Source organism: Psychrobacter sp. H8-1 (genome assembly GCF_904846575.1).
Taxonomy (GTDB): Bacteria; Pseudomonadota; Gammaproteobacteria; order Pseudomonadales; family Moraxellaceae; genus Psychrobacter; species Psychrobacter fulvigenes.
Window position 1 is genome coordinate 1,316,340 of sequence record NZ_CAJHBG010000001.1, and the last position, 25,936, is coordinate 1,342,275.

Sequence of the window (25,936 nt, forward strand, 5' to 3'; positions counted from 1 at the left end):
GTAGTCTAACCATGCTCAGCCATATGCTTTTCACGTAGTTTTTGACGTAGTACTTTGCCAATATTGCTCTTTGGAAGTTCACTGACAAACTCAATATAGCGCGGGCACTTATAGCCAGTTAGGTTGTCTAGAGCAAAATATCTAATCACACCTTCGGTGACGTTGCTGTCTGCAGGTACGATATAAATCTTCACTGCTTCGCCTTGGCGTTCATCTGGAATACCAATGACGGCGCAGTCAACGATAGCGTCACAGTCGAGCATCACGGACTCAACTTCGTTGGGAAATACGTTAAATCCTGAGACTAAGATCATATCTTTTTTTCGATCTAGCAAGGTAAAGTAGCCTTTTTCGTCCATACTGACGATGTCACCAGTACGAAAGTAACCATCTTCAGTGAAGCTGTCACTATTATCATGATTAAAATAGCCAGAGGTGACATTAGGGCCTTTAATACACATCTCACCTGCTTGGCCTATACCGACACGCTCATTGTCTTCATTAACGACGATAACATCAACCCCAGGGCCTGGCACGCCAATTGTGCCATTAAACTGACGATCTGTGACCACGTTTGCTGTGCCTACAGCGACGCCTTCAGTCATACCCCAACCTTCAATCATCGCACAGCCTGTCACCTCTAACCAGCGCGCTGCAGTTTGCTCAGTCGCTGCCATGCCACCTGCTTGTGAGATACGTAAAGAGCTGAAGTTCAACTGTCCAAATTTTGGATGATCAAGTAGTCCTTTAAACAGCGTATTGACAGCGGGAAATATATGAAAAGGCTGCTTTGAGAGAGTTTTGATAAATCCTGGTATGTCGCGTGGGTTTGGTACCAAAATAAAGGTATAGCCTGAGCGCATACCGAGCAAACTCAGCATAAAAGCAAAAATATGGTATAGCGGCAATGCCATAACCATATTGATATACACCTCGTCAATCTCTGAGGTGACCGGACGATACCATGCTTCTGACTGCATGGCTGCGGCAACGATATTGCGCTGAGTCAATACAGCGCCTTTTGATAACCCTGTAGTGCCGCCTGTATATTGTAAAATGGCTTTTTGTTCTAATTCCATCTCCGGTGCTTGATGGGGCAGGTTTTTTCCCGCTTTGAGCACATCAGGAAACTTGGTCACTTTATATTTAGGGTCGTTCAGAGCATATTTGGGCACTAAGCGTTTTACTTGACGAATAACAGTATTTACTAAGATGCCTTTTAGACCCATCATGTCACCCATTTTTGAGAGGATGATACGATTAATAGAGGTCTCACCTACGACTTGTTCGAGAGCTTGAGCAAAGTTATCGACGATAAATATAACTTCAGCACCAGAGTCATTGAGCTGATGGCGTAGCTCACGACCAGTATACAAAGGGTTGATAGGAGTACAGACAAAACCTGCACGCAAGATACCGATCATAATCGGTAAATACTGCGGTACATTGGGCATCATTAGTGCCACGATACTGCCTTTAGCCAATCCTTGTCCTTGTAACCACGCAGCAACTGCGAGTGATGCTTTGTCAACATCATCATAAGTATGAGTAACCCCCATGCAGATACTCATAGGATGGAAACGAAAGCGCTCAAAGCATTCCTCATATAGCTCTATCAGATTGCCATATTGATCTGGATCTATCGTTTTTGGCACATTTGAAGGATAGTGATCTAGCCAGGGTTTGTTCACTGTCATTGCCAGCGTCCTCAAGTTGTAGTCATAGGGAATGTGTACGAGAAAATGACTCAGTTGCTATCTGTAGAGCGGATCAGCACGGATACGACTGATATATGATTAATTGTAATTAAGTCCTACAGAAGAGTAACAACAACGTAATTTCAGCTCATACTAGCATGACAAAACTGGCTAAGATAGAGAAAGTAGACAAATAGGCTGACGGATAAGTCAAACTATATTCGACTGGCGGTATTTAAGGTAGGATGAACTGCTTTTTTTTGTTAAAAAAGCGTCTATAAATCAGGAGTGAGCTTATTGTGCAGCCAAGTGTACTGCTAACACATATCAAAAACATGGTGACAATCTGATAGCGTACAGCTTGAGTAGGGTCTGCGCCGGCGAGTATTTGACCAGTCATCATGCCGGGTAAGCTGACAATACCAACGACTAACATAGAGTTCAGCGTGGGTGTCATACCATTGACGATTGCAGCACGTATTTGCTCGTGTACGGCTTCAAATGGACGGGCAGATAGACTTAACATCATCTCAATACGCGCCTGCTGCTCATGAAAGGCCTCGATAAGTTGGTTACTGGTCAAAGAAATGGCAGTCAAAGAATTCCCTAGTATCAAGCCTAATATCGGGATGATAAACTGCGGCGTATACCAAGGCTGCACCCGTAAGATAAGACTGATAGCAATGATAGTGACCAATACGGCTGAGATGCTGACTGCCATGAGAGTATCGACAAACAAGCCTTTGTAGCTGCGTTTGACACGATTCCTAGCAGCGCTACCCGCAATCAGAGTCATGATGGTCAATATGAGCAATACTTCATACCACTGTTCGCGTGCAAAAATCCATGCCAATATCAGACCAATAAAACTCAGCTGTACCACGGTACGAACAGCAGCCATCAATAGTGTCGATGTTAGCCGTAAGCGTAGTCGCCACGACACAATAAGCACAATGGCAATCAAGCTGCTGGCAAGCACAATGTCACTATAAGTCAGTAAGATTTGCAGGTCGTCTTTAGCAGTCATAGGTGCTCGTTTGAAAAAAATGGCGGTAAAAAAATCTAATATAAAATAGACAAATAACGATTAACTATCGAGCTAGAGTTTGAAAGTTGCTACTAAAAGTTGCTATTAAGTGTGAGGTTCAAAATACTATTAGAATACTTCGGTTAACACACCTGCTTGCATGTGCCAATGCTTATCTGCCAAAGGCATTATGTCTTGCGTATCATGAGTTATCCATAACAATGTGCGCGCTGGTTTTGCACGTAACCAGTTGATCAGTAGGTGAACAAGCTTGGCTGAGGTATCGGCATCTAATGCCGCTGTCGGTTCATCTAACAGTAGTACTTGCGGCTCTAACTGCAATAGACGCAGCGTATTGACCAGTTGTCGCTCGCCGCCAGAGAGATGGTTGGCATCTTGCTGTAAGAAGTCAGCTGTGCGCTCTAACTGCGCAAGCTGTTTGATATGCCACTCCATATCAAAACGACTGTGTTGATAGGCTTGTAGGCGATAAGGCATTGTCAGATTATCAAGGACACTGCCTTCTAGCAGTTGTGGGTGTTGCGCTAATAGAGCGACTTGCGCGCGCCATTGTGTGGGTGAGGTGTTGTGAATGCTGAGACGGTCGTAGCTAGTTTTCTTGCTACTATTTTGTTCACTATTCACTTTCTCATTACCATGCTGTAGCCAGACATTACCTGCGCTCATAGGAGACAGTCCTGATAGCATTCGCAATAATATTGACTTCCCACTGCCAGAGTGACCAGTTAATACAGTTACTTGGCCAGCTATTAGTTTGCCATGAGCGCCAGCGATCAGAGTACGCTGATGCGCAGACAAAGTCTTATCAGCTGTGGCTTCACCCTTTATCCGAGTCAGCCATTTCTTATGCGGTGCGAGCATACTAGCGGCCACAGCAGTGCGGTCTTCCTCAGAGGCTGCTAGAGTAGTGCGCTTGCTGTAAACCCAAATATCCTCGAAGGTGAGCATCGCTGCGCTAGTATCACAATGATCGTTCATCGATTGATATCACTGCTCATCGGCATGGTGCGCAATAGCTTGCTGGATGGTATTATAGAGCTTTTCTGGCACGCGTATGGGCCGCATAGGGGTGGCATTATCTACTGCAGTCGTGGTGCTTGATGCATTGGTTGACTGTGGTGGCTCAGGCTTGATTTGGTTTTGTACACAGGCGATGACGATTTTGCTACTGCTCAATAAGGTGTTTGTAGATGAGCGCTGTTTTTCGTCCGCATCTGCTGGCAGACGGCGATGAATGCTCTGATAAAATACGATGCTGGCAGGCTTTAGCTCAACACGATCGATACGCACATTAATGACCTCATCTAACAGGATGGCTTTTTTGTACTGTAGCTGTGCCTGACTGACGACAAAATGCTGAACTTGACCCTCATCAGAATGCATAAAATAACCGTTTAAGTTAAGCTTGGTAAACCAGTCACGGCGACAGTTTTCAAAAAACACTAAGTGATTAGCGTGGTAGACTATGCCACCTGCATCGGTATGATTAATGTAGATATGATAGTCAGTAGAAAATAGCGGTGTGGCTGTGTGGTTTGTAGCGGTTGTCGTCATAGTTTGGCTCATATAGTTTTGTTGACAGGGATTTCATCGTTTTCTTGAGAGGTTATTGAAAAACGCCATGTAAGAGTGAATCAAAATACAGCGTTTATTAGCACAGTACTTTATAGGATTATTAACACAAGATCTTAATGTATCAATTTTTTTCTACTGTAGCTTAAGATTTGAGGACACGCAACAGCTAGGTTGGCTGAGGTCTGTTATCATAGTGACGCCCAAAAAATAATCAAATTTTAATAAATTAATATAGGATAAGGCATGACTCGTTTTGTTTGTTTTAATATCAATGGTATCCGCGCCCGTCAACATCAGCTCGAAGCAATACGAGAAGTGATTGATCCCGATGTAATGGGTCTGCAAGAAACCAAAGTACATGACGAGCAATTCCCTCTCAAAAATGTAGAAGGTCTTGGCTATCATGTTGAATACTTCGGGCAAAAGGCACACTATGGGGTAGCACTGTTATCAAAAGTCGCCCCTATTTTCGTGCAAAAAGGCTTTCCTGGGGAAGACATTGAGGCGCAAAAGCGTTTCATCCATGCACGTTATCTGCTACAAGGTCGCGAGATTGATGTGCTTAATGGTTATTTTCCGCAAGGTGAGAGTCAAGACCATCCAACCAAATTCCCTATGAAACGTGCCTATTATGCAGATTTAACCGCTTATATCGATACCTTAAAGGCGGAAGGTCGCTCGCTTATCATCATGGGCGATATGAATATCGCACCAGAAGATATCGATGTTGGTATTGGTGAGGCCAATGCTAAGCGTTGGCTTAGAACGGGTAAAACCTCGTTTTTACCAGAGGAGCGTGACTGGTATGAGACACTGATGTCACGTGAGCTTTTTGATACCTATCGCCTGCATTATCCAGACAGTACAGAGCTGTATAGCTGGTTTGACTATCGCAGTCGCGGCTTTAATGATGATCCAAAGCGTGGGTTACGCATCGATCATATTTTATGCACAGCAGACTTGCAGGCGCACTCGGTAGACGCTGGTATCAGTTATGAGCTGCGCGGAATGGAAAAACCTTCTGACCATGCGCCGATTTGGTCGTCGTTTGATTTTAGTAAACCCTAATCTAAATAAACCATGATAAATATCAATAAATAAGGATTGAGCTATGGCTGTCGGAAATGTTGCAATACCTGAGACTATTTATGCCATTGATGGTATCAAACTGAGTGCTACCGCCGCAGGGGTGCGCTACAAAGATCGTGACGATTTAGTGGTTATTGAGATTTCTGAGACCGCGACCAGTGCGGTTGTCACGACTAAAAACACCTTTTGTGCCGCTCCTGTCCGTGTATTGCGTGAGCACTTTGCCAAAGCAAGCCCGCGCTATTTAGTAACCAATACGGGTAATGCCAACGCAGGTACGGGTGCTGACGGCATGCGCCGTGCAGAGGATATTTGTGCGGCATTAGCCAGTAAAGCAGGCGTCGATACCAATAGCGTATTACCATTCTCTACTGGTGTCATTGGTGAGCCGCTCAATAGTGAAGCGGTAATCGCGGGGTTGGATAAGGCGCTAGCTAACCTAGCTGCCGATAACTGGCTGGCAGCCGCCAATGGTATTCGTACCACTGATACTATCCCCAAGCTTGCCAGTCAAAAGGTCGATGTTGCTGGTGCTAGCTACCATGTCACAGGTATCTCTAAAGGCTCTGGGATGATACGCCCAAATATGGCGACCATGCTCGGCTACGTAGCGACCGATGCCAACATTGCCGCTGATGTCTTACAAGAAATGCTCAGCGCCATCAATGAGCAGTCTTTTAACCGAATCACTGTCGATGGTGATACCTCAACCAATGATTGCTGTGTATTGATAGCCACGGGCGCTGCCAGCTCAGATGTGATTGATAGTCCAGAGCATCCGCATTATCAGCCACTATATGCAGCCTTAACCGACGTATTTGTACGTTTGGCACAATTAATCGTGCGTGATGGGGAAGGCGCAACTAAGTTTATGACCGTCAAAGTGACAGGCGGCAAAACCAGTCAAGAGTGCTGCGATGTCGCTTATGCCGTCGCACATTCGCCACTGGTAAAAACAGCATTCTTTGCCAGTGATGCTAATTGGGGACGTATCTTGGCGGCTGTTGGTTATGCAGGTATTGAGGATCTTGATACCGAGCAAGTCGATGTGTCACTCGATGAGGTGAAGATCGTGCAAGGTGGCGGTGTGGCGCCTGACTACACGGAAGAGGCAGGCAATACTGTTATGAGCCGTCCGGAGATTACCATTCATATCGATCTTGCTCGCGGTGATGCCACTGACACCGTATACACTTGTGATCTGTCTTATGATTATGTCAAGATTAATGCTGACTATCGTAGCTAAAAAATTTGTAGGTACGACTTTCGCTTAGCCTATGTATAGTCGATACTAAATAAAATGGATACGTTATTTAATAACGCGAAACTGGTATAAATTTTTCTAGCTTGCTGTGCCTACGCCGACAGAGGCTGCAAAAAATTCATCCCAGTTCCGCTGTATCTTTTTCATATTGGACTGGCTATATAATAGATTCGCTTGAATTACCCTCTATATAATAAAAGTAAATCTGCTACAGATACCCTTTAAGTTATTATTTCATACGTTTGTTTAACATGAGTTGCAAATACTGACGTTATGTTACAAAGTAGTTATAGAGGATAAGGCCTTGGGCACTCTATACTCAGTGAAGTACAACAATAAACGGTGCTGTTGAAACATGGCTGTCTATCAATTCAGGCAGTGCTAACAGCACTATTATTAATGCTTAACATTATTAATGCTTAATATTTAGATAGGTTTTGAAAGATTACGCTTTACGGATCGTTAACTGTAAAGTAGTAAATAAGCCAAATTAGACATTAATACTTAAGCATTAATACTTCAGAAGTAACCAACATAATTAATGAGCATAAATAATTAACTGAGGAAGAATAATGAAAAAATTAGCAATCGCAGCATTGATGACGACATTTGCCCTAGCGGGTTGTTCTACTATGAACTTAGATGATAAGCGCACCATGGTAGTAGAAGGTCAGGCAATGGATGTTAAAGTCGTTAATATTCCAAGTCTAAAAGTAGAGCTTGCACCGCGCAAAGCAGTATGTGATGTACAGACTGCTACTGGCGAGATGATTAAAGCTGAGTGCTTACAGTTCCGTCAAACCTTCCAAAGAAACTACACCACATTTAATGGTGATATCCAGGGCTTCACTTATGAGCCAGGTTATCGCTACGTGTTAGACGTACGTCAAGAAGCAGTGGCTGACGAAGCTGCAGGCGTTGTGAAGCCAGTATGGTATTTGAATGAAGTTATCTCAAAAACCGCTGAGTAATAGGGTTTGTTGAGTAACTTAATAGTTAAATCTATAGCTATATCTTAGATTAAAGGAAAGCCTCTAATTCGTTAGAGGCTTTTTTTATGGCTATTTTAAATGATCATGACTGTTTTAATAGACCCTAACAATTAACATTGGCTGTAGTTGACACTGACACCATGGGTCGCGGTAGGAATGCGGTTATCAGCATAAACCGCTAGGCCACCACGTGCAGTCTCTTTATACTTATCTGACATGTCAGCACCGGTTTGTTTCATCGTTTGGATGGCCTTGTCAAAAGAGACGAAGTGCTGTCCATTACCGCGGCAGGCAAGGCGAGCTGCATTGACTGCTTTTACCGCGCCCATAGCGTTGCGTTCGATACAAGGCACTTGTACGAGACCGCCAATAGGGTCGCAAGTGAGACCTAAGTTATGTTCAATGCCGATTTCGGCAGCGTTGAGACACTTGGCAGGATCACCGCCCATCAGCTCTGCTAGTCCAGAGGCTGCCATTGAGCAGGCTGAGCCCACTTCACCTTGGCAGCCTACTTCAGCGCCAGAGATAGAGGCGTTTTGCTTGATTAAGCCGCCAATCGCAGTCGCATTTAATAAAAAATTGCGGACACCCTGTTGGCTATAGCTTGGGAGGAAATCACGATAATAATGCAGTACTGCTGGAATGATGCCAGCCGCACCATTGGTCGGTGCGGTGACTACTTTGCCGCCATTGGCGTTTTCTTCATTGACGGCCAGTGCATAGAGATCTACCCAATCCATCGCCGCCAACTTATCAGTCTTTGAGATAGGTTGATCCTTCTCAGCGATCAGTTGTAGATGCAGATCTTGGGCACGGCGCTTGACATCAAGCCCGCCAGGCAAGATGCCTGCATTTTCACAGCCCTGTTTGACACAATCTTGCATCACATCCCAGATGGTATCTAAATAGGCAAAGACTTCTTCTTGGTCGCGATAGTGACATTCGTTGGCAAGCACTACCTCGCTGATACTCAACTGATGTTTGCGGCACTGCTCGAGAAGCTCTGCACCCGTACTAAACGGGTAGGGGGCGATGTCAATATTGGGTCTGGCTTGATCTTCGTCTGGGTTATTGGCATCTTCTTCATTGATAACAAAGCCGCCACCGATGGAATAATAGGTTTGCTGATAGCTGGTATCATCTGCCAATACTGCCCGAATGGTTAAGGCATTCGGATGATAGGAGAGGACAGTGTCGCCGTACCAGTGGATATCGCGTTCGCTATTGAAGGTAATAGTATGTTTGCCAGCAAGGTTTAGTTTTTTATCAGAAAATATAGGTGTCAAATACTGACTGGTTAAACGGGTGTCTATGGTGCTGGGAGTATGACCCAACAGTCCTAACAACACGGCTGTATCGGTCGCATGTCCTTTACCTGTCGCAGCGAGGGAACCATACAGCTCGATTTCTATGGCTTTAACATCTGTCAGCTCTGTTTGCTTTGCTAATGAAGCCAAAAATAAATTGGCCGCCACCATAGGGCCTACGGTATGTGAGCTTGAAGGGCCAATCCCGATTTTGAATAAATCAAATACACTGATCATAATAAGTTACCAAAAAAGTGAAATGGAATGAGCATGGTTTTTCATCCTAAATAGCTTTACAACTTTGAGCGTTTCGCTGCTACCATAACACCCAGATACTGACCTCTGATATAAGCATCACAGATATGGCTTATATCAATAATCAATATCATCATCAAAGATGGATTCGGCGAGTTGTCTATGAAAGTATGTAAACGTAGTAATAAGGATGATGGGAGAATAATATCTTTTGTTTATTATTGAATTCCGTTATGATGCTCAGCATCGACGCTTATGTAACATCCTGTAAGCTGTTTGTCACTATAGAATATATCATGACGTAATCAACCTAAGCGCTGAGTTTAGTAGAACATATCTGGGCTAAGACATCTAGTAGAATCTAGCGCATTCATAAAAATAAGTATGTTCTAGTACAACTAAAACTCTTTATGCCTGATACTTGCTAGACCTAATAGATGACAGACTGCATAAAACAATGTTTGCCGTCGTTGATCAAAACTCTATATCTAAGCTTTAATTCAAAGTCTCAGTTACAAACAGTCACATAGGAAACGCGCGCATGGTATCTCCCTCGGAGCACTCCTCTCAATCAGAAAACAACTCTAAAGAGCCACTTTCTTCAACTGCGCAAACAGCTGCTATAGATCCAGCCTCGATGCAGCTCATAGACAACCCAGATTTTGAGAATGGACGTTGGTTCCCAACTTGGCGACCTTATCAAGGAGATCTTGATCACAATCCCGTCGGTATTAATGAGTATCTACCGCCATCTAAAAGTATCTTACTTGGTATTCAGCATACCTTTGCGATGTTTGGTGCGACCGTACTGGCACCCTTATTGATGGGTTTTGACCCCAACTTGGCTATTTTGATGTCTGGCATCTGTACGCTGATGTTCTTTTTGATAACAGGTGGCCGCATGCCTAGCTACTTGGGCTCAAGCTTTGCGTTTATTGGCCCCGTGATTGCCGTGACTGCTTATGCTGGGGTAGGCTTTAATAGTAATCTAGATGTTGCATTAGGCGGTATAATGGTGTGCGGTATCATCTATGCCTTGATAGGGCTGCTGGTCATGAAGACAGGCACAGGTTGGATAGAGCGCCTGATGCCACCGATTGTGACTGGCGCTATTGTGATGATTATCGGTCTGAACTTGGCACCTGTGACCATTCAAGGGGTGTCAGCCAATCAGTTTGATGCATGGATGGCAGCCTTGACTGTACTGTTAATCAGTGGTGTGGCGGTATTTACCCGTGGTATGCTCAGGCGTTTGTTACTCCTAGTTGGTTTGGTACTATCCTATATAGCCTATTTTGTCATGACCAATGTATTAGGGTTTGGGACAGCCATCGACTTTAGTAGCGTGGCTGCTGCCTCATGGTTTGGCCTGCCAAGTATTCATACACCGCGTTTTGAGATGAGTGCGATTATCTTGATTGCACCTGTGGCTTTTATTCTCGTTGCCGAAAACCTCGGGCATTTTAAAGCGGTAGAAGGAATGACCAAAGCACGCGTTACCCCTTATATGGGCCGAGCGTTCTTTGCTGATGGTGTGGCGACGACGTTTTCAGCAGGTTTTGGCGGGACGGGTGTGACTACTTATGCCGAAAATATCGGCGTCATGGCAGTGACCAAGGTCTATAGCACTACTATTTTTGTGGTGGCAGGGCTGGTTGCTATCTTGCTTGGTTTGTCACCAAAGTTTGGCGCCATTATCCAAACCATTCCAGCAGCATTATTGGGCGGTGCTTCTATCGTAGTCTTTGGTTTGATTGCTATTGCTGGTGCAAAAATCTGGATAGACAACCACATTGATTTTAGTAAAAACAGCAATCTAATCATTGCTGCTGTCACTGTCATCATGGGTACGGGCAACTTCAGCTTGCATTTAGGTGGTTTTGATTTGGGCGGTATCGGTACGGCAACTTTGACAGCTATTGTACTGAATGCTCTGTTTAACCGTCAAAAGGACTGAGCTATTTGCTTTTGACTAAATAAAAGCAGTCTCTTTTAAAGCAGTTGGTTGTTAACTAACTGCTTTTTTATTAAAGAGATTTTATTTGTATTTACGCCGATAAAAGCGGGCAAAGAACCGATAGCGACGCAGCGCACGCGGCTTTGGCTTTAGCGAGCCTAAATAAATGGCAAACATAGTCAGCAGCGCGCCTGCCCATTGAAGTGAGTTAATGGGTTTATCTAGCCAGCTATAATCAATAATCAAAGCAGCAATCGGCTCAGTCAAGAGCAATAAGCCTGTCAACGCCAGTGACAACTTTGGAATAGAGTAGGCGATTAACCCCCACGCCAGACATTGCATCACTGCCCCATATACCAGCACCCAACCAAGCTCAGACCAAGTATTTGGTAGTATATTACCCATGTCAAAAATAAACATTGGCACTACCATAGCAAGCCCACCGCCGATACTGACCAGCTGCATCAATACAAATATAGGGGTTGGCTCAGTATCATGAGTTTTGCGGATAAAAGTCATAGAAGCCGCCAGCATACCCCCAGAGACAATACCAGCGATAAAACCCCAAGTGGCGTCAGAGTTATGCGCAAACTCAGGACTACCAATCATTGCCACGCCAAACATCGCTAAAAACAAGCTAATCAGTTGCAGGATTGACTGGCGCTCATTAAAGATCAAAAAGCCAATAGCCGCTAAAAAGAAGATCTGCAAGCTGTTTAGTAAGGTGGAAATGCCAGGGCCAACGGCATAAATACTCTCATGCCATAACGCCAGATCCAAACCTAAAAACACACCTGATAGCAATCCGTAGACAATAGCGCGACGAGCACGCGGCATCCGTTGTCCTGTCATCTTGGCCAGAAAGGTAAATATTACCCCTGAGATCGCCAGTCGCCAAAAAGACATCGCCCAACCGCCAATATCAACATGAGCCACTATTAGACTGCCCAAACCAAAAATAATACAACCAATAATCAAACCGATCAAAGCAGAACGGGAAGATGCGATAGCCATAAGATGTCCTTACCGCGATAAAACGTACAATGACAGAGAAAGGGAGAGTAGTTGCTAGAAGACTGCCAACAGTCTATGGAGTATGCTATCACTAGCCATTGAAGCTCAGCAAATAATAAAAAGGTACAATTGTAAACATTAGGAGCTGTATAGAATTTAGCTATTAGAAAGCTAAATGTTATAGCCAGCTCAAAATAAAAGCAGTATGCTAATCACATACCTTAGTATCACACTCATATCCATAACTCAGGTTTGATTATGTCTCAACGATCTATGCCGCAATTATCAATGTCGCAATTATCAACGTCGCAGCTCATAAAGCCACAGCGACTGACCAATCAACGCTTATACCTCGCCGTTGGTGTCTTATTAAGCACGATGTTTTTAGTGCCTAGTGCTCAGGCAGCCAGTTGTAAGATACCAAAGAGCTATTATAAAAACGTCTCTTGTACCTCTAGTCGTGGTCACTTTCTAGCCATCAAAGACTTTGGTGCGCCTGTCGCTATTATTGATAGTAAAGGCAAAAGAGTGGTGGATTTATCACGCTACCAGCAAGTGGATGCCAATAAAATCTCAGAGGGTTTGCTACCTGTACTGCGTAATGGGCGCGTGGGTTACCTTAATATGCAAGGCCGTGAAGTCGTGCCGACAATGTACGATATGATCAAAGAAGGGCAGAGTTGGGCGCGGCCAGTATCCGAGGGGCGCATCGTGGTCAAAAGAAATGGTAGTTATGGGGTTATCAACACAAGCAATCAAACCATCGTCTCCTTCTCCTCGACGATCAGTGGCATTGATGACTATAAAGGCGGTGTGGCGCGGGTACGTAAAAACAAAGCAGTCAGCTGGCTGGACAAAAGTGGCAATCCGACCACTGATCCAAATAGCAAGAACGACCACGATGGCATCTTACAAGCTCCAAACAATGAGTCCATGATACCGGCCAGACCAGCGCTATTTACGACTCTACAACCGCATCAGCAAGATGGACGTTGGGGTTTTGTTGATGAAAATAATGTCACCATGATTACTTATTCATTCGATGAGGTACGGCCATTCTCTGAAGGTATGGCTGGGGTACGTGTCGATAGTAAGTGGGGGTTTGTTAATTTAGGCGGCGAGTTGGTTGTTCCCTTCCGTTTTGAAAACAATGGTGTACAAGCTGAAGATAACTATAATGGAGCAGCCTCATTTGTCTTTACAGACGGCAAAGCTTGGGTAGGTAATCTACAGAATGGCAGGAAGCTTTGTATCAATAAAGAAGGCACTAACGTGAGCTGTGACTAGATCATTTGTGACTAGATCATTTGTGATTAGGTCAGTTGTGACGAGTATTAAAAAAGAGGTCGCAGTGCATATACAATCTATGCGCTGCGACCTCTTTTTGGTGGGCTAAATTTAAAACAGTGGGTTTTAAAGGTGGCTTAATCCAGTAAGTGCTTACGAATCAAATCAACCAAGTAAGGCTGATAGTACGCAGGAATATCGTGCGCCATCCCCTCAATAAGATGAAACTTGGCATTAGGAATGGTCTTTGCAACCACGCGTCCCTGTGATGGAGGCAGTAATCCATCAGCACTACCATGAATCACGATGGTTGGCGCTTTGACTTGCTTAGCAAAGCGGCTGATAGAGCCTGATGCTAAGATAGCATTTAGCTGCTGTACTGTACCGAGTGGATGAAAGTTACGCTGATAGCGTAGTTTGGCAATCTCACGCACCGTACGGACATTGACATGCCCAGGTGTGCCTACTGTCTTCATAAACCAGACACTATGGCGCACAATATCGCGCTCAGAGTGGCTCTCGGGACGGTTGATTAGGGTATATAGCTGCCTTGGTTTTGGTGGCCGTAAAAACCCGCGATTGGTGGTGGTAAATAGCAAAGCCATGCGCTGTACCAAGCTTGGGTAACGTGCTGCCACGATCTGGGCAATCATGCCGCCCATTGAAGCACCAAGTAGATGCGTACTGCCAAGGTGCAGCGCTTTAATCAGCCGTACCGTATCTTCAGCCATGTCTGTTAGATTGTAAGCGACCTGCTGACCTTTATTAGACAGCCCTGTCTGCAGGCGTAGCATCATTTTTAGCTGACTGACACGTGGTAGGCCGTCGATGCGTACTTTAGAAGACAGACCAATATCACGATTGTCAAAGCGAATCACAAAAAACCCAGCATCAATCAGACGTTTAATAAAATCGTCTGGCCAAAATATCATCTGTGAGCCCAGCCCCATGACCATCAGTAATGGCGGGTTATTTGGGTTGCCACCGGCTTCAACGCACAATTCAATACCATCACCGATATCGATCATGGCTTGATGTAAGTGCTCACTCAAATCAGATTGACGCCAGTAGTGCTCACCGAACTGATGCCACTCAGGCGTCGGGTAATTAATGGCTACTTCAGGTAGGTCGCCGTCAGTAGCCTGATTGGGCTGACTTAACGGCTGTTGATCGTTTGAATCTTTCATGAGATCTCCTATATTAGATCTCTAACATCTCAAAATCTAATTTACCCACACCGCACTCAGGGCAAATCCAATCGTCTGGTACATCATCCCATTTGGTGCCAGGAGCGATGCCTTCTTCGGGGCAACCAAGCTCTTCATCGTAAATCCAGCCACAAACAATACATTCATAACGTTTCATACATAGTCCTATCAATTTTACTAATTTTATCGCTCATTAGCAGCCTGCAAAAACGCACGTAGTTTATCATATAACGATACTTTACGCCGTTAAGTTTACACTTGTATATTGAGGTAAGTAAGTGCTTATCAAGTAAATATTAAAAGTTTATTATAATTAATGTGCGCTGTATTTATGGCTATGTGCACCCAGATAACGCCATTTATGCTATGATAGCGCCGTTAATATCTGCATTATTTACCTTGGTTATCGCTGTTATATTATTATCTAGTAAAGGGTCATTATGAGCGCTATTGCCGCTACACCGTCAGACAATCCAGTCAATGCCAATCCAGCCAATATCGAAACTGAAGCGTTGAACGCGCTCAATACTGACCATCCATTTTGGCAGATTATACGTACCGTACCAGATTTTCCGAAAGCTGGTATTGATTTTTATGATATTACGCCTTTACTGCGCAGTCATATCAATGACGTTATTGATGCGCTATTAGCGGCATTACCTGATGGCTTGATGGATGATGTTGACTGCCTAGGTGCAGTTGAAGCACGTGGGTTTGTCTTTGCAAGCTTGCTCGCAGGTCGTCTGGGCAAAGGTATGATTTTGCTACGTAAGCCAGGCAAGCTGCCGCCACCTGTTGCTAACAAAGCCTACGCGTTAGAATACGGTAAAGACACGCTTGAGATGCAAAATAATTTACCCCCTGAGCGTGTACTTTTAGTCGATGATATCTTAGCGACTGGTGGTACATTGACCACTGCTTATGAGCTGTGTAAATCTGCTGAGCATACGGTAGTAGGCGCTTTAGTATTACTAGATTTGGTTGGCCTACATGGTGAGTTTCCTGTGCCAGTTTATACCGTGTTAAGAGCTTAAAAGTCAATCATACAAAATAAAAAGCGCGCTAACGATTTGGTTAGGGCGCTTTTTTGTGAGGTGGTGAGCTGATAGAAGCCTGAAGTGAGAGAAACGGCGGTGCTAGATTTGATGGCTAACTTTAGCGAATCTCTGCCAAAGCTTTGATTAAATCCTCACGCGCACGGATAAAGCCATCAATACCTTTTGGAAGGAGGTCTTGCGTCACCTTATCCTGCTGATACGCGTCATTAAACTCCTCACGGGTTAAGCTCACACGGTTCATCTTATCCATTTGCATGGCCATATCAGCCGACAGCTGATGGGTGACAGAACTGTCCATTGCTGCCAGCTCGTCAATGAGGTTTGGCGCGATGGTCAATAGATCACAGCCTGCCAGCGCCAATATCTGCTCAGTTGAGCGAAAGCTTGCGCCCATGACTTGCGTATCATAGCCATGCTGTTTGTAGTATTGATAAATAAGCTTCACGGATTGTACGCCCATATCATCAGAGGTAGGTACATTCTGACGGCTCTGCTGACGCTTTTGCCAATCTAAAATACGACCTACAAACGGTGAGATTAGGGTGACACCCGCATCAGCACAGGCAATGGCTTGATGCTGACCGAATAGCAAAGTCAAATTGCAATGAATACCTTGGGTTTCAAGATAGCGTGCTGCTTCGATGCCTTGCCAAGTTGCGGCGATTTTTATCAGTACCCGCTTTGGGTCAACCCCTGCTTTTTCATAAGCTTCCATAAACTCCAAGGCTTTATCAATCGTCGCCTGTGTATCATAAGACAGCCTAGCATCAACTTCAGTTGAGACACGGCCTTCGATCACCTCTAGAATGTTACAGCCGATTTGGATGGTCAGCGCATCAATGACAGCATCGACATCACCTTTGTGGCGACTCATGGTCTCTGACAGCATGGCCTGATTGTCGGGATGGACGAGTGCTTTGGTAATCAGGCTTGGATTGGTGGTCGCATCAATCGGTTTTAAGCGCGCGATGGCGCTAAGGTCACCAGTATCGGCGACAATGGTGGTCATGGTGCGAAGCTGTTGTAAAGCGCTCATCATACATCCTTATGAAAACAATTAACGGTGGCTATTCGCTGATAGCGATGCTGCTAGTATTTAACAATCTATTATTCAGTAATGGACTTTAACATAATTTTGTCGCTAGTTTTAGGGGATAGTGGGCTTTGAGCGGCGATATTAAGGGGATATCCTCTAAAAGCATCACCTAATCATCATTAGGAATACCCTATATAAAGATTTTGCTGCAATTAGCTTGGTTTACGCATGGGCACTGTACGCAGTTTTTGCTATAGTATGAGCGGTCAATCTCATCATAGTAATAAATAATACGTTTGAAAAGGATATGTGGCAATGAGTGAGCAGTCATCAGAGAAAAATATGGATAATCTAAACCCAGCGGCTGCAGACGCCAATGACATCTCAACTGACCAAGAGTTTTTAAATCGTTTGCGTCAAAATATTGATGCAGTGGATTGCGAGATTCAAAACTTAATCAATAATCGTGCCAAGCTGGCTCAGCAAGTGGCTGTTGTCAAAAAAGACCATGCCGCCAAGAGTGATAAGGTTGCAGATCACGATCCTATTTTTTATCGTCCTGAGCGTGAAGCGCAAGTTCTAAAAGCCGTCATGGCACGTAATACTGGGCCTATCGCTGATGAAAAAATGGCGCGTCTGTTCCGTGAAATCATGTCAGTCTGTTTGGACCTAGAAGCGCCGCAACGCATCGCGTTCTTGGGCCCTGTCGGCACCTTTACGCATGCTGCTGCGCTCAAACACTTTGGTAAAGCTGCGGATACTGTCCCACTGACTACCATCACTGATGTGTTCCGTGAAGTGGAGGCGGGTACGGCTATGTATGGTGTGGTGCCAGTCGAGAACTCTTCAGAAGGGGTGGTCAATCATACGTTGGATGGATTCTTATCTTCTACATTAAAAATAATCGGTGAAGTTGAGCTACCCATTCATCAAAACTTCTTGGTCGCTGAGCATACCAAGGTCGATGGACTCAGCCGTATTTACTCGCACCAGCAGTCACTGGCTCAGTGTCGCCATTGGCTTGATGTAAACTTCCCGAATGTGGAGCGTGTGGCTGTATCGAGCAACGGTGAAGCCGCTCGTCGTCTCAAAAATGAATGGCATTCAGCCGCCATTGCAGGTGATGTCGCCGCTGCAGAGTACGGTCTGCATAAGTTATATACTAATATCGAAGACAACCCTAGTAATACCACGCGATTCTTGGTCATTGGTCATGAAGCGATTGCCCCATCAGGTCAAGATAAAACCTCTATCGTGGTGTCAGCTCACGACAAAGCAGGGGCACTTATCGAAATTCTGAAGCCGTTATCCTATCATGGAGTATCGATGACCAGTATTGAGACGCGTCCTGAACGTCCCAATAAGTGGGCGTATGTATTCTTTATTGATATGAATGGTCATATCAACGATCCAAATGTGAGTGCGGCTATTGCGGATATCCGTCCGTTGGTGAAAGATTTGCGTATACTAGGTTCATATCCAAAAGCAGTGCTATAGTTAAAATCCACTATAAAAGAGTGATAGCGTTAATCACGCTTGAGGTATTACAAGTGCATCTGCGCTCGGTTGCCTTGACGCTCTTTTATTTTGAACTGACTATATAACATTGGGGTGGCCAAGCTACTCGCCAAACCGCTTATGGATATTACTAAATAACAAATGCGCCATCACATCTAAGGATCAACCATGCAGTCTACCAAATCGTCAGAGTCGAGTTTGTTGCCGTTAGCGCCTGCCTATGACAGTATCTTAGAGTTGGCACCTTATCAAACGGGGAAGCCGGTTGAAGAGTTGACCCGCGAATATGGCATCTCTGATGTAGTCAAGCTTGCCAGTAATGAAAACCCGCTAGGCTGCTCACCACAAGTGACGCTGGCCATTACTGAGCAGTTGGGCCAGTTGGCACGCTATCCAGACGGCAATGGCTACTACCTCAAGCAAGCACTCGCAGACTTCAACGATATAGACATAGAGCGCATCACTTTGGGTAATGGCTCCAATGATTTGCTTGATATTTTAGCCCGTAGTTTTGTGGGCTCTGATGACGCCATTGTCTATAGCCAGTATGCCTTTGTGGTGTATTCTATGTTGGCTAAAATGCAAGGGGCGACAGGCATAGAAGTGCCGGCGCAGCGCTATGGGCATGATTTAAAAGCGATGTCTCAGGCCGTTCTGGATAACCCAAATACCAAGATGGTCTTTATTGCCAATCCAAACAACCCAACTGGTACCCAGCTCAAGCAAGATGAATTGCATCAATTTGTGGCTGGTTTGCCGCCCTCAGTACTGGTGGTTTTGGATGAAGCCTATATAGAGTACAGCCCTGATAGCAACAACCGTGCACTTTTAGATACGTATGATAATGTGGTCATCGTGCGTACTTTTTCTAAAGCGTATGGGCTGGCAGGTTTGCGTGTTGGTTATGCGCTGAGCTCGGCACGAGTCGCAGAGCTACTGAATCGCATCCGTCAGCCTTTTAATGTTAGCCGTGTTGGACTCGCGGCTGCTGAGGCTGCCCTTGGCGATCAAGACTTTATTGCAAACTCTCGAGAGTCAAATAAAGAACAAATGCGCTGGTTAGAAAAGCAGTTTGATGCGCTAGGCTTGGGTTTTGTAAAATCGCATGCCAACTTTATTATGGTAGAAATAGAAGTTGAGATGGAAGATGTGAGCGCCATTACAGTCAATAAAGCGCTATTAGAGCAGGGCGTTATCGTGCGTCCACTAATCGCTTATGGTCTAAAAAACTGGCTACGTATCACTGTAGGTGTGGCAGAAGATAATCTGCGTTTGATAGATACTTTACGCTCCATTTTGCTAGACGATCAAGTATAGTTGCTCCATCAAAAATAATTTTTTAATTAGGGTGTGTCCTCATTTTTAGCTCATTTAGATGTCCATCAATTGAATTGAGAACACGCCCTAATACACCTGACACCAGTTTTAGCCTATAGATACCTTTAAGTAGGTTAAGACTGGTTTGTTCAATGAGAAAAGCCGTGAGTCTTCAAAAAAACAACCAGAATAATAAACCCCTACAACCACTTACAGCTGCAAATAAGCCTGTTTCCTTAGCCAATGAGTCGGTCATCTTTAGACAAGTTTGTGTCATTGGTCTAGGTCTAATCGGTGCAAGCCTTGCGCAAGCGATTAAAGATAAAGGTTTAACTACGCGACTGGTGGCAGTGGACAGGCATGCACCTAGCATAGCGGAGGCCATGCAGCAGGGCTTGCTGGATGCAGGTAGTTCAGTCTTGAGTGATGTGGTCAGTGGCAGTGATTTGATTGTCATTGCGGTGCCAGTACAAGCGGCAAAAATGGTGTTTGCTGATATTAAGAACGCCATGGAGAGCGGCCAGCTTGCCAGTGATTGTATTATTACTGATGTCTGTAGTACCAAGGTCAATATCGTGGATGCTGCTAAGGCCGTTTTCGAATCACTACCGACAGGTTTTGTGCCTGCGCATCCGATTGCTGGTGCCGAAAATTCAGGGTATCATGCCAGGCGTGCCGAATTGTTTGTCAATCACAGCGTTATTATTTGTGAGTTACCAACGACCAGCGCTACTGCGATTGTTAGTTTACGTCAGCTATGGGAGTCGGTAGGCGCGTCGGTGATGGCTATGTCTGCTGAGCATCATGATGCCATACTGGCGCATACCAGTCATTTGCCGCATTTGCTTGCTTTTAATCTGGTTGAGCAGTTAGCGAGCCATGATGATAATTTAGATATGTTTCGCTACGCTGCCGGCGGGTTTAGAGACTTTACCCGCATCGCTGCCAGCGATCCTAAAATGTGGCATGATATATTTTTTGCCAACGAAAGCGCGATTGTTAGCGCCCTTGATGAGTACAGCGTATATTTACAAAAAATGCGCCAACTTATCATTGATAAAGATTCAACCGCCCTGATGGGACTTTTGGGCCGCGCGCAAGCCGCACGGCGACATTTTGGCCATATGTTAGCCAGCACCCCTTATACGGATACCTCTGCCATGTCAGCTTCTTACCTTATTTCTCCCAGTAACACCGTCACAGGCACCATTGCCATTCCTGGTGACAAATCCATTTCTCATCGCAGTATCATGCTTGGTAGCCTTGCGACAGGCGTGACCCATGTCACTGGGTTTTTGGAAGGTGAGGATGCGCTGGCAACCTTGCAAGCGTTCCGTGACATGGGCGTGACCATTGAAGGCCCCAATAATGGAGAATTAACCATTCACGGCGTCGGTATGAATGGTTTAAAGCCAAGCAAAACACCGCTGTATATGGGCAACTCAGGTACCAGTATGCGCTTGCTAGCGGGTATCTTAGCCGCACAGACGTTTGATAGTGTGCTGACAGGCGATACCAGCTTAAACAAGCGCCCAATGGAGCGTGTGGCGGCACCACTGCGGGCCATGGGTGCCGTTATTCAAAGTACAGGACATAGCGGTACCGCGCCTCTTAGTATCGCTGGCCGTAGCTCTGTCGGTAAGCCACTGCAAGGTGTGGAATATGATATGCCAGTCGCGTCTGCACAGGTCAAGTCTTGCTTGCTATTAGCAGGGTTATGGGCAGAGGGGACAACGACAGTGACTCAGCCTGAGGTTAGCCGTGACCATACTGAGCGTATGCTATCGGCCTTTGGATATCCAGTCACTGTAGAGGGTAATCGGATCAGTGTAGAAGGCGGCGGCACGCTTACAGGTGGTAATATTGCTGTCCCTGCAGATATCTCCTCTGCGGCGTTCTTTATGGTTGCCGCTGCTATCAGTCAAGGTAGCGAGCTGACCCTAACGCAAGTCGGTATTAACCCGACCCGTACTGGGATCATCGATATTCTAAAGCTGATGCAAGCCGATATTAGCCTGAGTAATGAGACGCACGTTGGCGGCGAACCAGTCGCAGACATTACCATTCGTGGCTCAAACTTGGTCGGTATTGAAATTCCAGAGTATCTCGTGCCACTAGCAATTGATGAATTCCCAGTCTTGTTTATTGCTGCCAGCTGTGCGCAGGGACGCACAGTGTTAACTGGTGCAAAAGAGCTGCGTGTCAAAGAGTCAGATCGCATTGCTGTCATGGCAGATGGTCTGCAAACGTTAGGCATTGATTGTACGGTTACCGAAGATGGTTTGATTATTGAAGGCAAGGGCGCTGAAGGTCAAAACGGTGCAGTAAATAATAGCCAACCTGTCTTTGGTGGCGGTCATATTACTTCACATCATGATCATCGTATTGCCATGAGCTTTGCAGTTGCTAGCCTAAGAGCGTCTGAGCAGATTATCATTGAAGGTGTTGAGACAGTTAATACCAGTTTCCCAGGTTTCGCAGAGCTTGCCAATCAAATCGGCATGTCTATCGAAGTCGATACGGGCGATGCTTAATATGAAGTTTAGTAGTAGCTTGATTCATAATAATAGTGGTTTTTAAGTGTAACGCGATTCATTGCCAGCCTTAAAGTCTTGTTGCTAAAGGTTGTGATCGTGAGCAATGTGTTGATACCTCATTTGGTATGAACGCATTGCTTTTTGTTTTTATACCCTATTTAGTAACCCTGCGTTCTTGCCTATCGTTTTCAGTGTTTATCAAAATAGTCAGGCGCGCGCTTTGCTCCAAATTAAGTTGTTTTGTCTTATGACTACCCAAAATGTTCTCAAAAAACCAGTTGTTCCGATTCAAACGACCAGGCGCGGCATCATCACTGCGCTCATCGCTTTTTCGATTTGGGGCGCTTTTCCATTATATTTCAAGCAATTAGCTGCTTACGATGCGACTGAAATTATTGGACACCGAATTATATGGACGTTTTTATGTTTGTTGGTCGTGTTGGTCGTCACCAAACGCTGGCAATGGATTGCAACGCTCAAAGAGCATCCTAAATGGATAGCATTGACTTTTGTATCTGGCTTGATCATCGCGACCAATTGGCTCACCTATGTTTGGGCAGTCAATCATGACCAGATACTAGAAGCCAGTTTGGGCTATTTTATCGGTCCCTTGGTCGGTGTGGCGCTATCGATGATTTTGTTTAAAGAACGCTTGCGGACGCTGCAATGGGTGGCGATTGGTTTTGCGCTCTTATCTGTGGTGATTCAGGTGGTTATGCTCGGTAGTTTGCCATGGATATCATTGATATTGGCCTTTAGTTTTAGCACTTATGGCACCATACAGCGACAAACGCCATTGACCGCTGTTGATGCGATGTTCGTTGAAACAACGATGTTGGTACCGATATGTATTTGGTGGTTTTGGCAGGCAGAGGTGGTCAGTAGCCAGATTAGTTTTTGGTTTACATCAAACATCTGGCTATTAATGTTGGCAGGTCCTATTACGCTGATTCCCTTATTATTGTTTAATAAGTCTACAAAACTGGTTGCCTATAGTATTCTAAGTTTTATGAATTATTTAACCCCAACCTTTATTTTCTTCTTAGCCGTGTTTTATTATAAAGAACCTTTTGATATTAACCGTTTGGCCGTATTTGGTTTGATTTGGCTCGGTCTGTTATTATTCAGCATTGACTTGTGGCGCCATCGCCCAAGTAAAGTGCTAAAAGCGGCGCGTCTGCGTGAAGAGGCTTTGCAGCAAATTAAATAGAACTTGAGCTAAAAACCCAAATTAAAAACTAAGCAAACAAGGATGAGCGCATGTTTCATACCGAATCTGATGTGGTATTTGTAAAAGGCTTGAAAGTAGAAGCAGTGATTGGGGTTTACGCGTGGGAGCGCGCCATTACTCAGCCGCTACTGATTGATATTGCGCTTGAGACAGACATTAGCCGTGCTGCTGCTTCAGACGATGTGAATGATGCACTGAACTACAAAGCGGTCTGTGATGACGTCAGTCGTTTGTGCCAAGAAGTGCAAGCGCAGTTGCTTGAGCATTTAGCAGAGAAGGTCGCTGCTATGCTGCTTACCGACTATGCTTGTCATAAAGTGACATTAAGCATAGCCAAGCCGACTGCTATTACCCAAGCGGATGGCGTTGGCGTGCAAATCACTCGTTATTCAAAAGCCATTGGTGACAAGCCAGTTGCAAACAAGGGCGATGATGCATAAGGTGCATAACGCGCTGACGGACTTAAACCTTGAAACGTTAACAGTCTGTGCGCCTGACATGTTACAAGCACAGCCAGTGACAGCCGTGCTATTGGCTCTGGGCAGTAATTATCAAGCGGATTACTACTTGCCGCGCGTACGTGAAAGTCTGGCTATGCTTGGTCAGATACAGCTATCTACGGCCTTTCAAAACCCTGATTTTACGGCAACTTTGGAGCAGCCAAAGCCCGACTATACCAATCAATGTGTCTATATTTCTCTAACATCACCAATGAAATTACAGCAGTTGCAACAAACCTTTAAAAAGTTTGAAAGTGATTGCAACAGGCAGCGTGTAACGGAAGCGCAGACGGCAATCAAAAAAGTCACGATGGATATCGATATTTTGTTGATAAAGACGGCTCTTGATAAAAATAGCCTAAGCATAGAAAAGGCATTTAAAACACCAGATACTACGCGGGCTACATGGATTATCATGGCAGATCGATATCCATTTAAGGAGCATGAGAGAGTAGGGATTGAGGAGTTAATTTTGAATGGGTTTTTAAAAGAATAAATTGAGCAGGTATAGTTGGAAGTCATCAAAAGTAAGCGAAAATGAAGTTTTTATCAAAAAAATCACAAAATAAAAGCTGGGAAAAATGCCCAGCTTTTATCAAACTCAAATGGTTTCGCTCTCAAAGTCTTACTGCGCGGTCAAGCCACCATCAATGATAAACTCTGAACCCGTTGAATAACTAGAGTCGTCTGATGCCAAGAATAGCACCATGCCGCTGACTTCTTCTGGCTGTGCCACACGTTTCATAGGAATACTCTTAGCAAAAGCCTCAACGGCATCTTTGGTATCGCCCTGCATAATCATGGGCGTGGCAATAACGCCGGGATGAATGGAGTTGACGCGAATGCCATGCGGGGCGCACTCTAGCGCTGCCGCTTTGGTCATACCGCGCACGGCAAATTTCGAATCGGTATAACCGATAGCGCCGCCAACCAAGCCATTAATCGATGAGATATTGATAATAGAGCCTTGCTTGGCACCTTTCATGGATGGAATGACTGCTTTCATGCCCAAAAAGACCGAGACCTGATTAATCTCAAGAATCTTGCGGTAATCCTCTACTGAGGTATCTAAGATTGATTTATGGGTGGTAATACCGGCATTATTGACCAGCACATCGATTTGACCAAACTTGTCTTCAGTTTGCTGCACTACCTGTGCCCAGTCGTCCTCATTAGTGACATCATGCTTGATAAATAAGGCATTATCCCCAAGCTCTTTTGCCAAGGCTTCGCCTTTATCGCTATTGATATCAGTCAATACGATTTTAGCGCCTTCTGCCAGACACAAGCGTGCATGAGTTTCGCCCATACCTTGAGCCGCGCCAGTGATGATGATGACTTTATCTTGTAAACGAGCCATGATGTCTCCTAATTTTTTTAGTTATGGTTGAGGTTTTATATCAGTCAACAAGTATAGTTTATAAGTAAGGGCCTTTCAGTTGCGAACCTTAAAGACTTGTCTTAGATAGGTAATTTCATTGAGTGTATTTGAAAACGAGTCATTAGAAGAGTGGCTGTATACTTTATTAAGTAGGGCAATCAACGGCTTTGGTTTGCTGTGGTAAGGTGAATATATGGTCAAAAATAAGCGTAAAAACAAAAGTAAATATTAAGAAAGCGATGACAAGAGAAACTTCCATCGTCAAGGCTGTCCATATTCCAACCCCATACCACAACATATAAAGCGGTAAACAGACTAAAGTAAGTCCACCTTCAAAGAATATCGCATGCACACTACGTATCTTAAAAGTACGAGCTTTGATTTGATGGCGTCTCTCCCAGTACTCAAAGAGCGTGTTGTAGACGAAATTCCAAACAACAGCAACGATAGCGATGATGATAGCGAGCGGTAGAGACTCTTGCGCGTCGCTACCGCTTAATACTATAAGAATAAAGGTTGTCAAAGTGATGGCAAGTATTTCGAAAAAAAAGACATATACCAAGCGACGTTTGATGGGGCTTAATGTAATCAACCAAAACTCCAATGCGCTTCATTGAGCTGTTAGCTTAGGATGTGTTGTATGTCTATTATAGCTATTAGCTAGA

At 44.8% G+C, this 25,936-nt stretch carries 23 protein-coding genes; 12 read left to right on the forward strand and 11 right to left on the reverse strand.

Translation table 11 applies throughout. The annotated features are described in order from the left end of the window. Window positions 1–5: 5 nt before the first annotated feature. The 4 genes from JMY01_RS05545 to JMY01_RS05560 form a co-directional block, all read right to left on the reverse strand. Window positions 6–1,697 (reverse strand): AMP-binding protein, encoded by a 1,692-nt coding sequence (locus JMY01_RS05545; RefSeq protein ID WP_201574652.1) that lies wholly within the window; start codon window positions 1,695–1,697, stop codon window positions 6–8. 235 nt (window positions 1,698–1,932) lie between these two features. Next, complete coding sequence (gene fetB / locus JMY01_RS05550; RefSeq protein ID WP_201574653.1) at window positions 1,933–2,724, reverse strand: iron export ABC transporter permease subunit FetB; 792 nt, start codon at window positions 2,722–2,724, stop codon at window positions 1,933–1,935. A gap of 129 nt (window positions 2,725–2,853) precedes the next feature. Further along, window positions 2,854–3,723 carry an ATP-binding cassette domain-containing protein gene (locus JMY01_RS05555; RefSeq protein WP_201574654.1) on the reverse strand — a complete coding sequence of 290 codons (870 nt, stop codon included), beginning with the start codon at window positions 3,721–3,723 and terminating at the stop codon, window positions 2,854–2,856. Between the two features lie 9 nt (window positions 3,724–3,732). Then, window positions 3,733–4,299 carry a hotdog domain-containing protein gene (locus JMY01_RS05560; RefSeq protein ID WP_227677694.1) on the reverse strand — a complete coding sequence of 189 codons (567 nt, stop codon included), beginning with the start codon at window positions 4,297–4,299 and terminating at the stop codon, window positions 3,733–3,735. A gap of 264 nt (window positions 4,300–4,563) precedes the next feature. On the opposite strand from JMY01_RS05560, the gene xthA reads away from it, so the two are divergent. From xthA to JMY01_RS05575, 3 genes are all read left to right on the forward strand, one after another. After that, entirely contained in the window at window positions 4,564–5,388 is an 825-nt protein-coding gene (gene xthA, locus JMY01_RS05565) for an exodeoxyribonuclease III (RefSeq protein WP_201574656.1), read from the forward strand. Window positions 5,389–5,431: 43 nt separating this feature from the next. Beyond that, window positions 5,432–6,655, forward strand: coding sequence for a bifunctional glutamate N-acetyltransferase/amino-acid acetyltransferase ArgJ (gene argJ / locus JMY01_RS05570; RefSeq protein WP_201574657.1), 1,224 nt, complete (start codon window positions 5,432–5,434; stop codon window positions 6,653–6,655). Between the two features lie 590 nt (window positions 6,656–7,245). Beyond that, window positions 7,246–7,644, forward strand: a complete 399-nt coding sequence (locus JMY01_RS05575) for a DUF4377 domain-containing protein (protein ID WP_201574658.1) — start codon at window positions 7,246–7,248, stop codon at window positions 7,642–7,644. A 131-nt stretch (window positions 7,645–7,775) separates the two neighbouring features. On the opposite strand, the gene JMY01_RS05580 is transcribed toward JMY01_RS05575, so the two are convergent. Next, window positions 7,776–9,209 carry an L-serine ammonia-lyase gene (locus JMY01_RS05580; protein WP_227677696.1) on the reverse strand — a complete coding sequence of 478 codons (1,434 nt, stop codon included), beginning with the start codon at window positions 9,207–9,209 and terminating at the stop codon, window positions 7,776–7,778. A gap of 655 nt (window positions 9,210–9,864) precedes the next feature. Here JMY01_RS05580 and JMY01_RS05585 point away from each other — a divergent pair. Then, window positions 9,865–11,184, forward strand: coding sequence for a solute carrier family 23 protein (locus JMY01_RS05585; protein ID WP_374220362.1), 1,320 nt, complete (start codon window positions 9,865–9,867; stop codon window positions 11,182–11,184). An 81-nt stretch (window positions 11,185–11,265) separates the two neighbouring features. Here the strand turns inward: JMY01_RS05585 and JMY01_RS05590 are convergent, their stop codons facing one another. Further along, window positions 11,266–12,198: a DMT family transporter gene (locus JMY01_RS05590; protein WP_201574660.1), complete on the reverse strand. Its 933-nt coding sequence runs from the start codon at window positions 12,196–12,198 to the stop codon at window positions 11,266–11,268. Between the two features lie 258 nt (window positions 12,199–12,456). On the opposite strand from JMY01_RS05590, the gene JMY01_RS05595 reads away from it, so the two are divergent. After that, on the forward strand, window positions 12,457–13,485 hold the full coding sequence (locus JMY01_RS05595; RefSeq protein ID WP_201574661.1) for a WG repeat-containing protein: 1,029 nt from the start codon (window positions 12,457–12,459) through the stop codon (window positions 13,483–13,485). 137 nt (window positions 13,486–13,622) lie between these two features. Here the strand turns inward: JMY01_RS05595 and JMY01_RS05600 are convergent, their stop codons facing one another. Both JMY01_RS05600 and JMY01_RS05605 read right to left on the reverse strand, forming a co-directional pair. Continuing rightward, window positions 13,623–14,672, reverse strand: a complete 1,050-nt coding sequence (locus tag JMY01_RS05600; RefSeq protein ID WP_374220346.1) for an alpha/beta fold hydrolase — start codon at window positions 14,670–14,672, stop codon at window positions 13,623–13,625. A gap of 13 nt (window positions 14,673–14,685) precedes the next feature. Continuing rightward, window positions 14,686–14,850 (reverse strand): rubredoxin, encoded by a 165-nt coding sequence (locus JMY01_RS05605; protein WP_201574662.1) that lies wholly within the window; start codon window positions 14,848–14,850, stop codon window positions 14,686–14,688. A 355-nt stretch (window positions 14,851–15,205) separates the two neighbouring features. Between JMY01_RS05605 and JMY01_RS05610 the strand changes: the two genes are divergently transcribed. Continuing rightward, window positions 15,206–15,727: an adenine phosphoribosyltransferase gene (locus tag JMY01_RS05610; protein ID WP_374220363.1), complete on the forward strand. Its 522-nt coding sequence runs from the start codon at window positions 15,206–15,208 to the stop codon at window positions 15,725–15,727. 121 nt (window positions 15,728–15,848) lie between these two features. Here JMY01_RS05610 and JMY01_RS05615 read toward each other — a convergent pair whose 3' ends face one another. Beyond that, window positions 15,849–16,787 (reverse strand): transaldolase, encoded by a 939-nt coding sequence (locus tag JMY01_RS05615; RefSeq protein ID WP_201574663.1) that lies wholly within the window; start codon window positions 16,785–16,787, stop codon window positions 15,849–15,851. A gap of 342 nt (window positions 16,788–17,129) precedes the next feature. On the opposite strand from JMY01_RS05615, the gene pheA reads away from it, so the two are divergent. The 6 genes from pheA (at window position 17,130) to JMY01_RS05645 (ending at window position 24,386) form a co-directional block, all read left to right on the forward strand. Continuing rightward, window positions 17,130–18,284: a prephenate dehydratase gene (pheA, locus tag JMY01_RS05620; RefSeq protein ID WP_265089883.1), complete on the forward strand. Its 1,155-nt coding sequence runs from the start codon at window positions 17,130–17,132 to the stop codon at window positions 18,282–18,284. Between the two features lie 189 nt (window positions 18,285–18,473). Then, window positions 18,474–19,622 (forward strand): histidinol-phosphate transaminase, encoded by a 1,149-nt coding sequence (gene hisC / locus JMY01_RS05625; RefSeq protein WP_201574665.1) that lies wholly within the window; start codon window positions 18,474–18,476, stop codon window positions 19,620–19,622. Window positions 19,623–19,876: 254 nt separating this feature from the next. Continuing rightward, window positions 19,877–22,156: a bifunctional prephenate dehydrogenase/3-phosphoshikimate 1-carboxyvinyltransferase gene (locus JMY01_RS05630; protein WP_227677987.1), complete on the forward strand. Its 2,280-nt coding sequence runs from the start codon at window positions 19,877–19,879 to the stop codon at window positions 22,154–22,156. A 250-nt stretch (window positions 22,157–22,406) separates the two neighbouring features. Continuing rightward, a complete protein-coding gene (gene rarD, locus JMY01_RS05635) occupies window positions 22,407–23,369 on the forward strand; it encodes an EamA family transporter RarD (RefSeq protein WP_201574667.1) in 963 nt (320 codons plus the stop codon). A gap of 50 nt (window positions 23,370–23,419) precedes the next feature. Continuing rightward, window positions 23,420–23,830 carry a dihydroneopterin aldolase gene (gene folB, locus JMY01_RS05640; RefSeq protein WP_201574668.1) on the forward strand — a complete coding sequence of 137 codons (411 nt, stop codon included), beginning with the start codon at window positions 23,420–23,422 and terminating at the stop codon, window positions 23,828–23,830. Next, a complete protein-coding gene (locus tag JMY01_RS05645) occupies window positions 23,820–24,386 on the forward strand; it encodes a 2-amino-4-hydroxy-6-hydroxymethyldihydropteridine diphosphokinase (RefSeq protein WP_201574669.1) in 567 nt (188 codons plus the stop codon). Before folB ends, JMY01_RS05645 begins: the two co-directional genes overlap by 11 nt. Window positions 24,387–24,515: 129 nt before the next feature. Here JMY01_RS05645 and JMY01_RS05650 read toward each other — a convergent pair whose 3' ends face one another. Beyond that, complete coding sequence (locus JMY01_RS05650) at window positions 24,516–25,250, reverse strand: glucose 1-dehydrogenase (RefSeq protein WP_201574670.1); 735 nt, start codon at window positions 25,248–25,250, stop codon at window positions 24,516–24,518. Between the two features lie 166 nt (window positions 25,251–25,416). Beyond that, window positions 25,417–25,863 (reverse strand): PACE efflux transporter, encoded by a 447-nt coding sequence (locus JMY01_RS05655; RefSeq protein WP_201574671.1) that lies wholly within the window; start codon window positions 25,861–25,863, stop codon window positions 25,417–25,419. Window positions 25,864–25,936 lie beyond the last annotated feature (73 nt).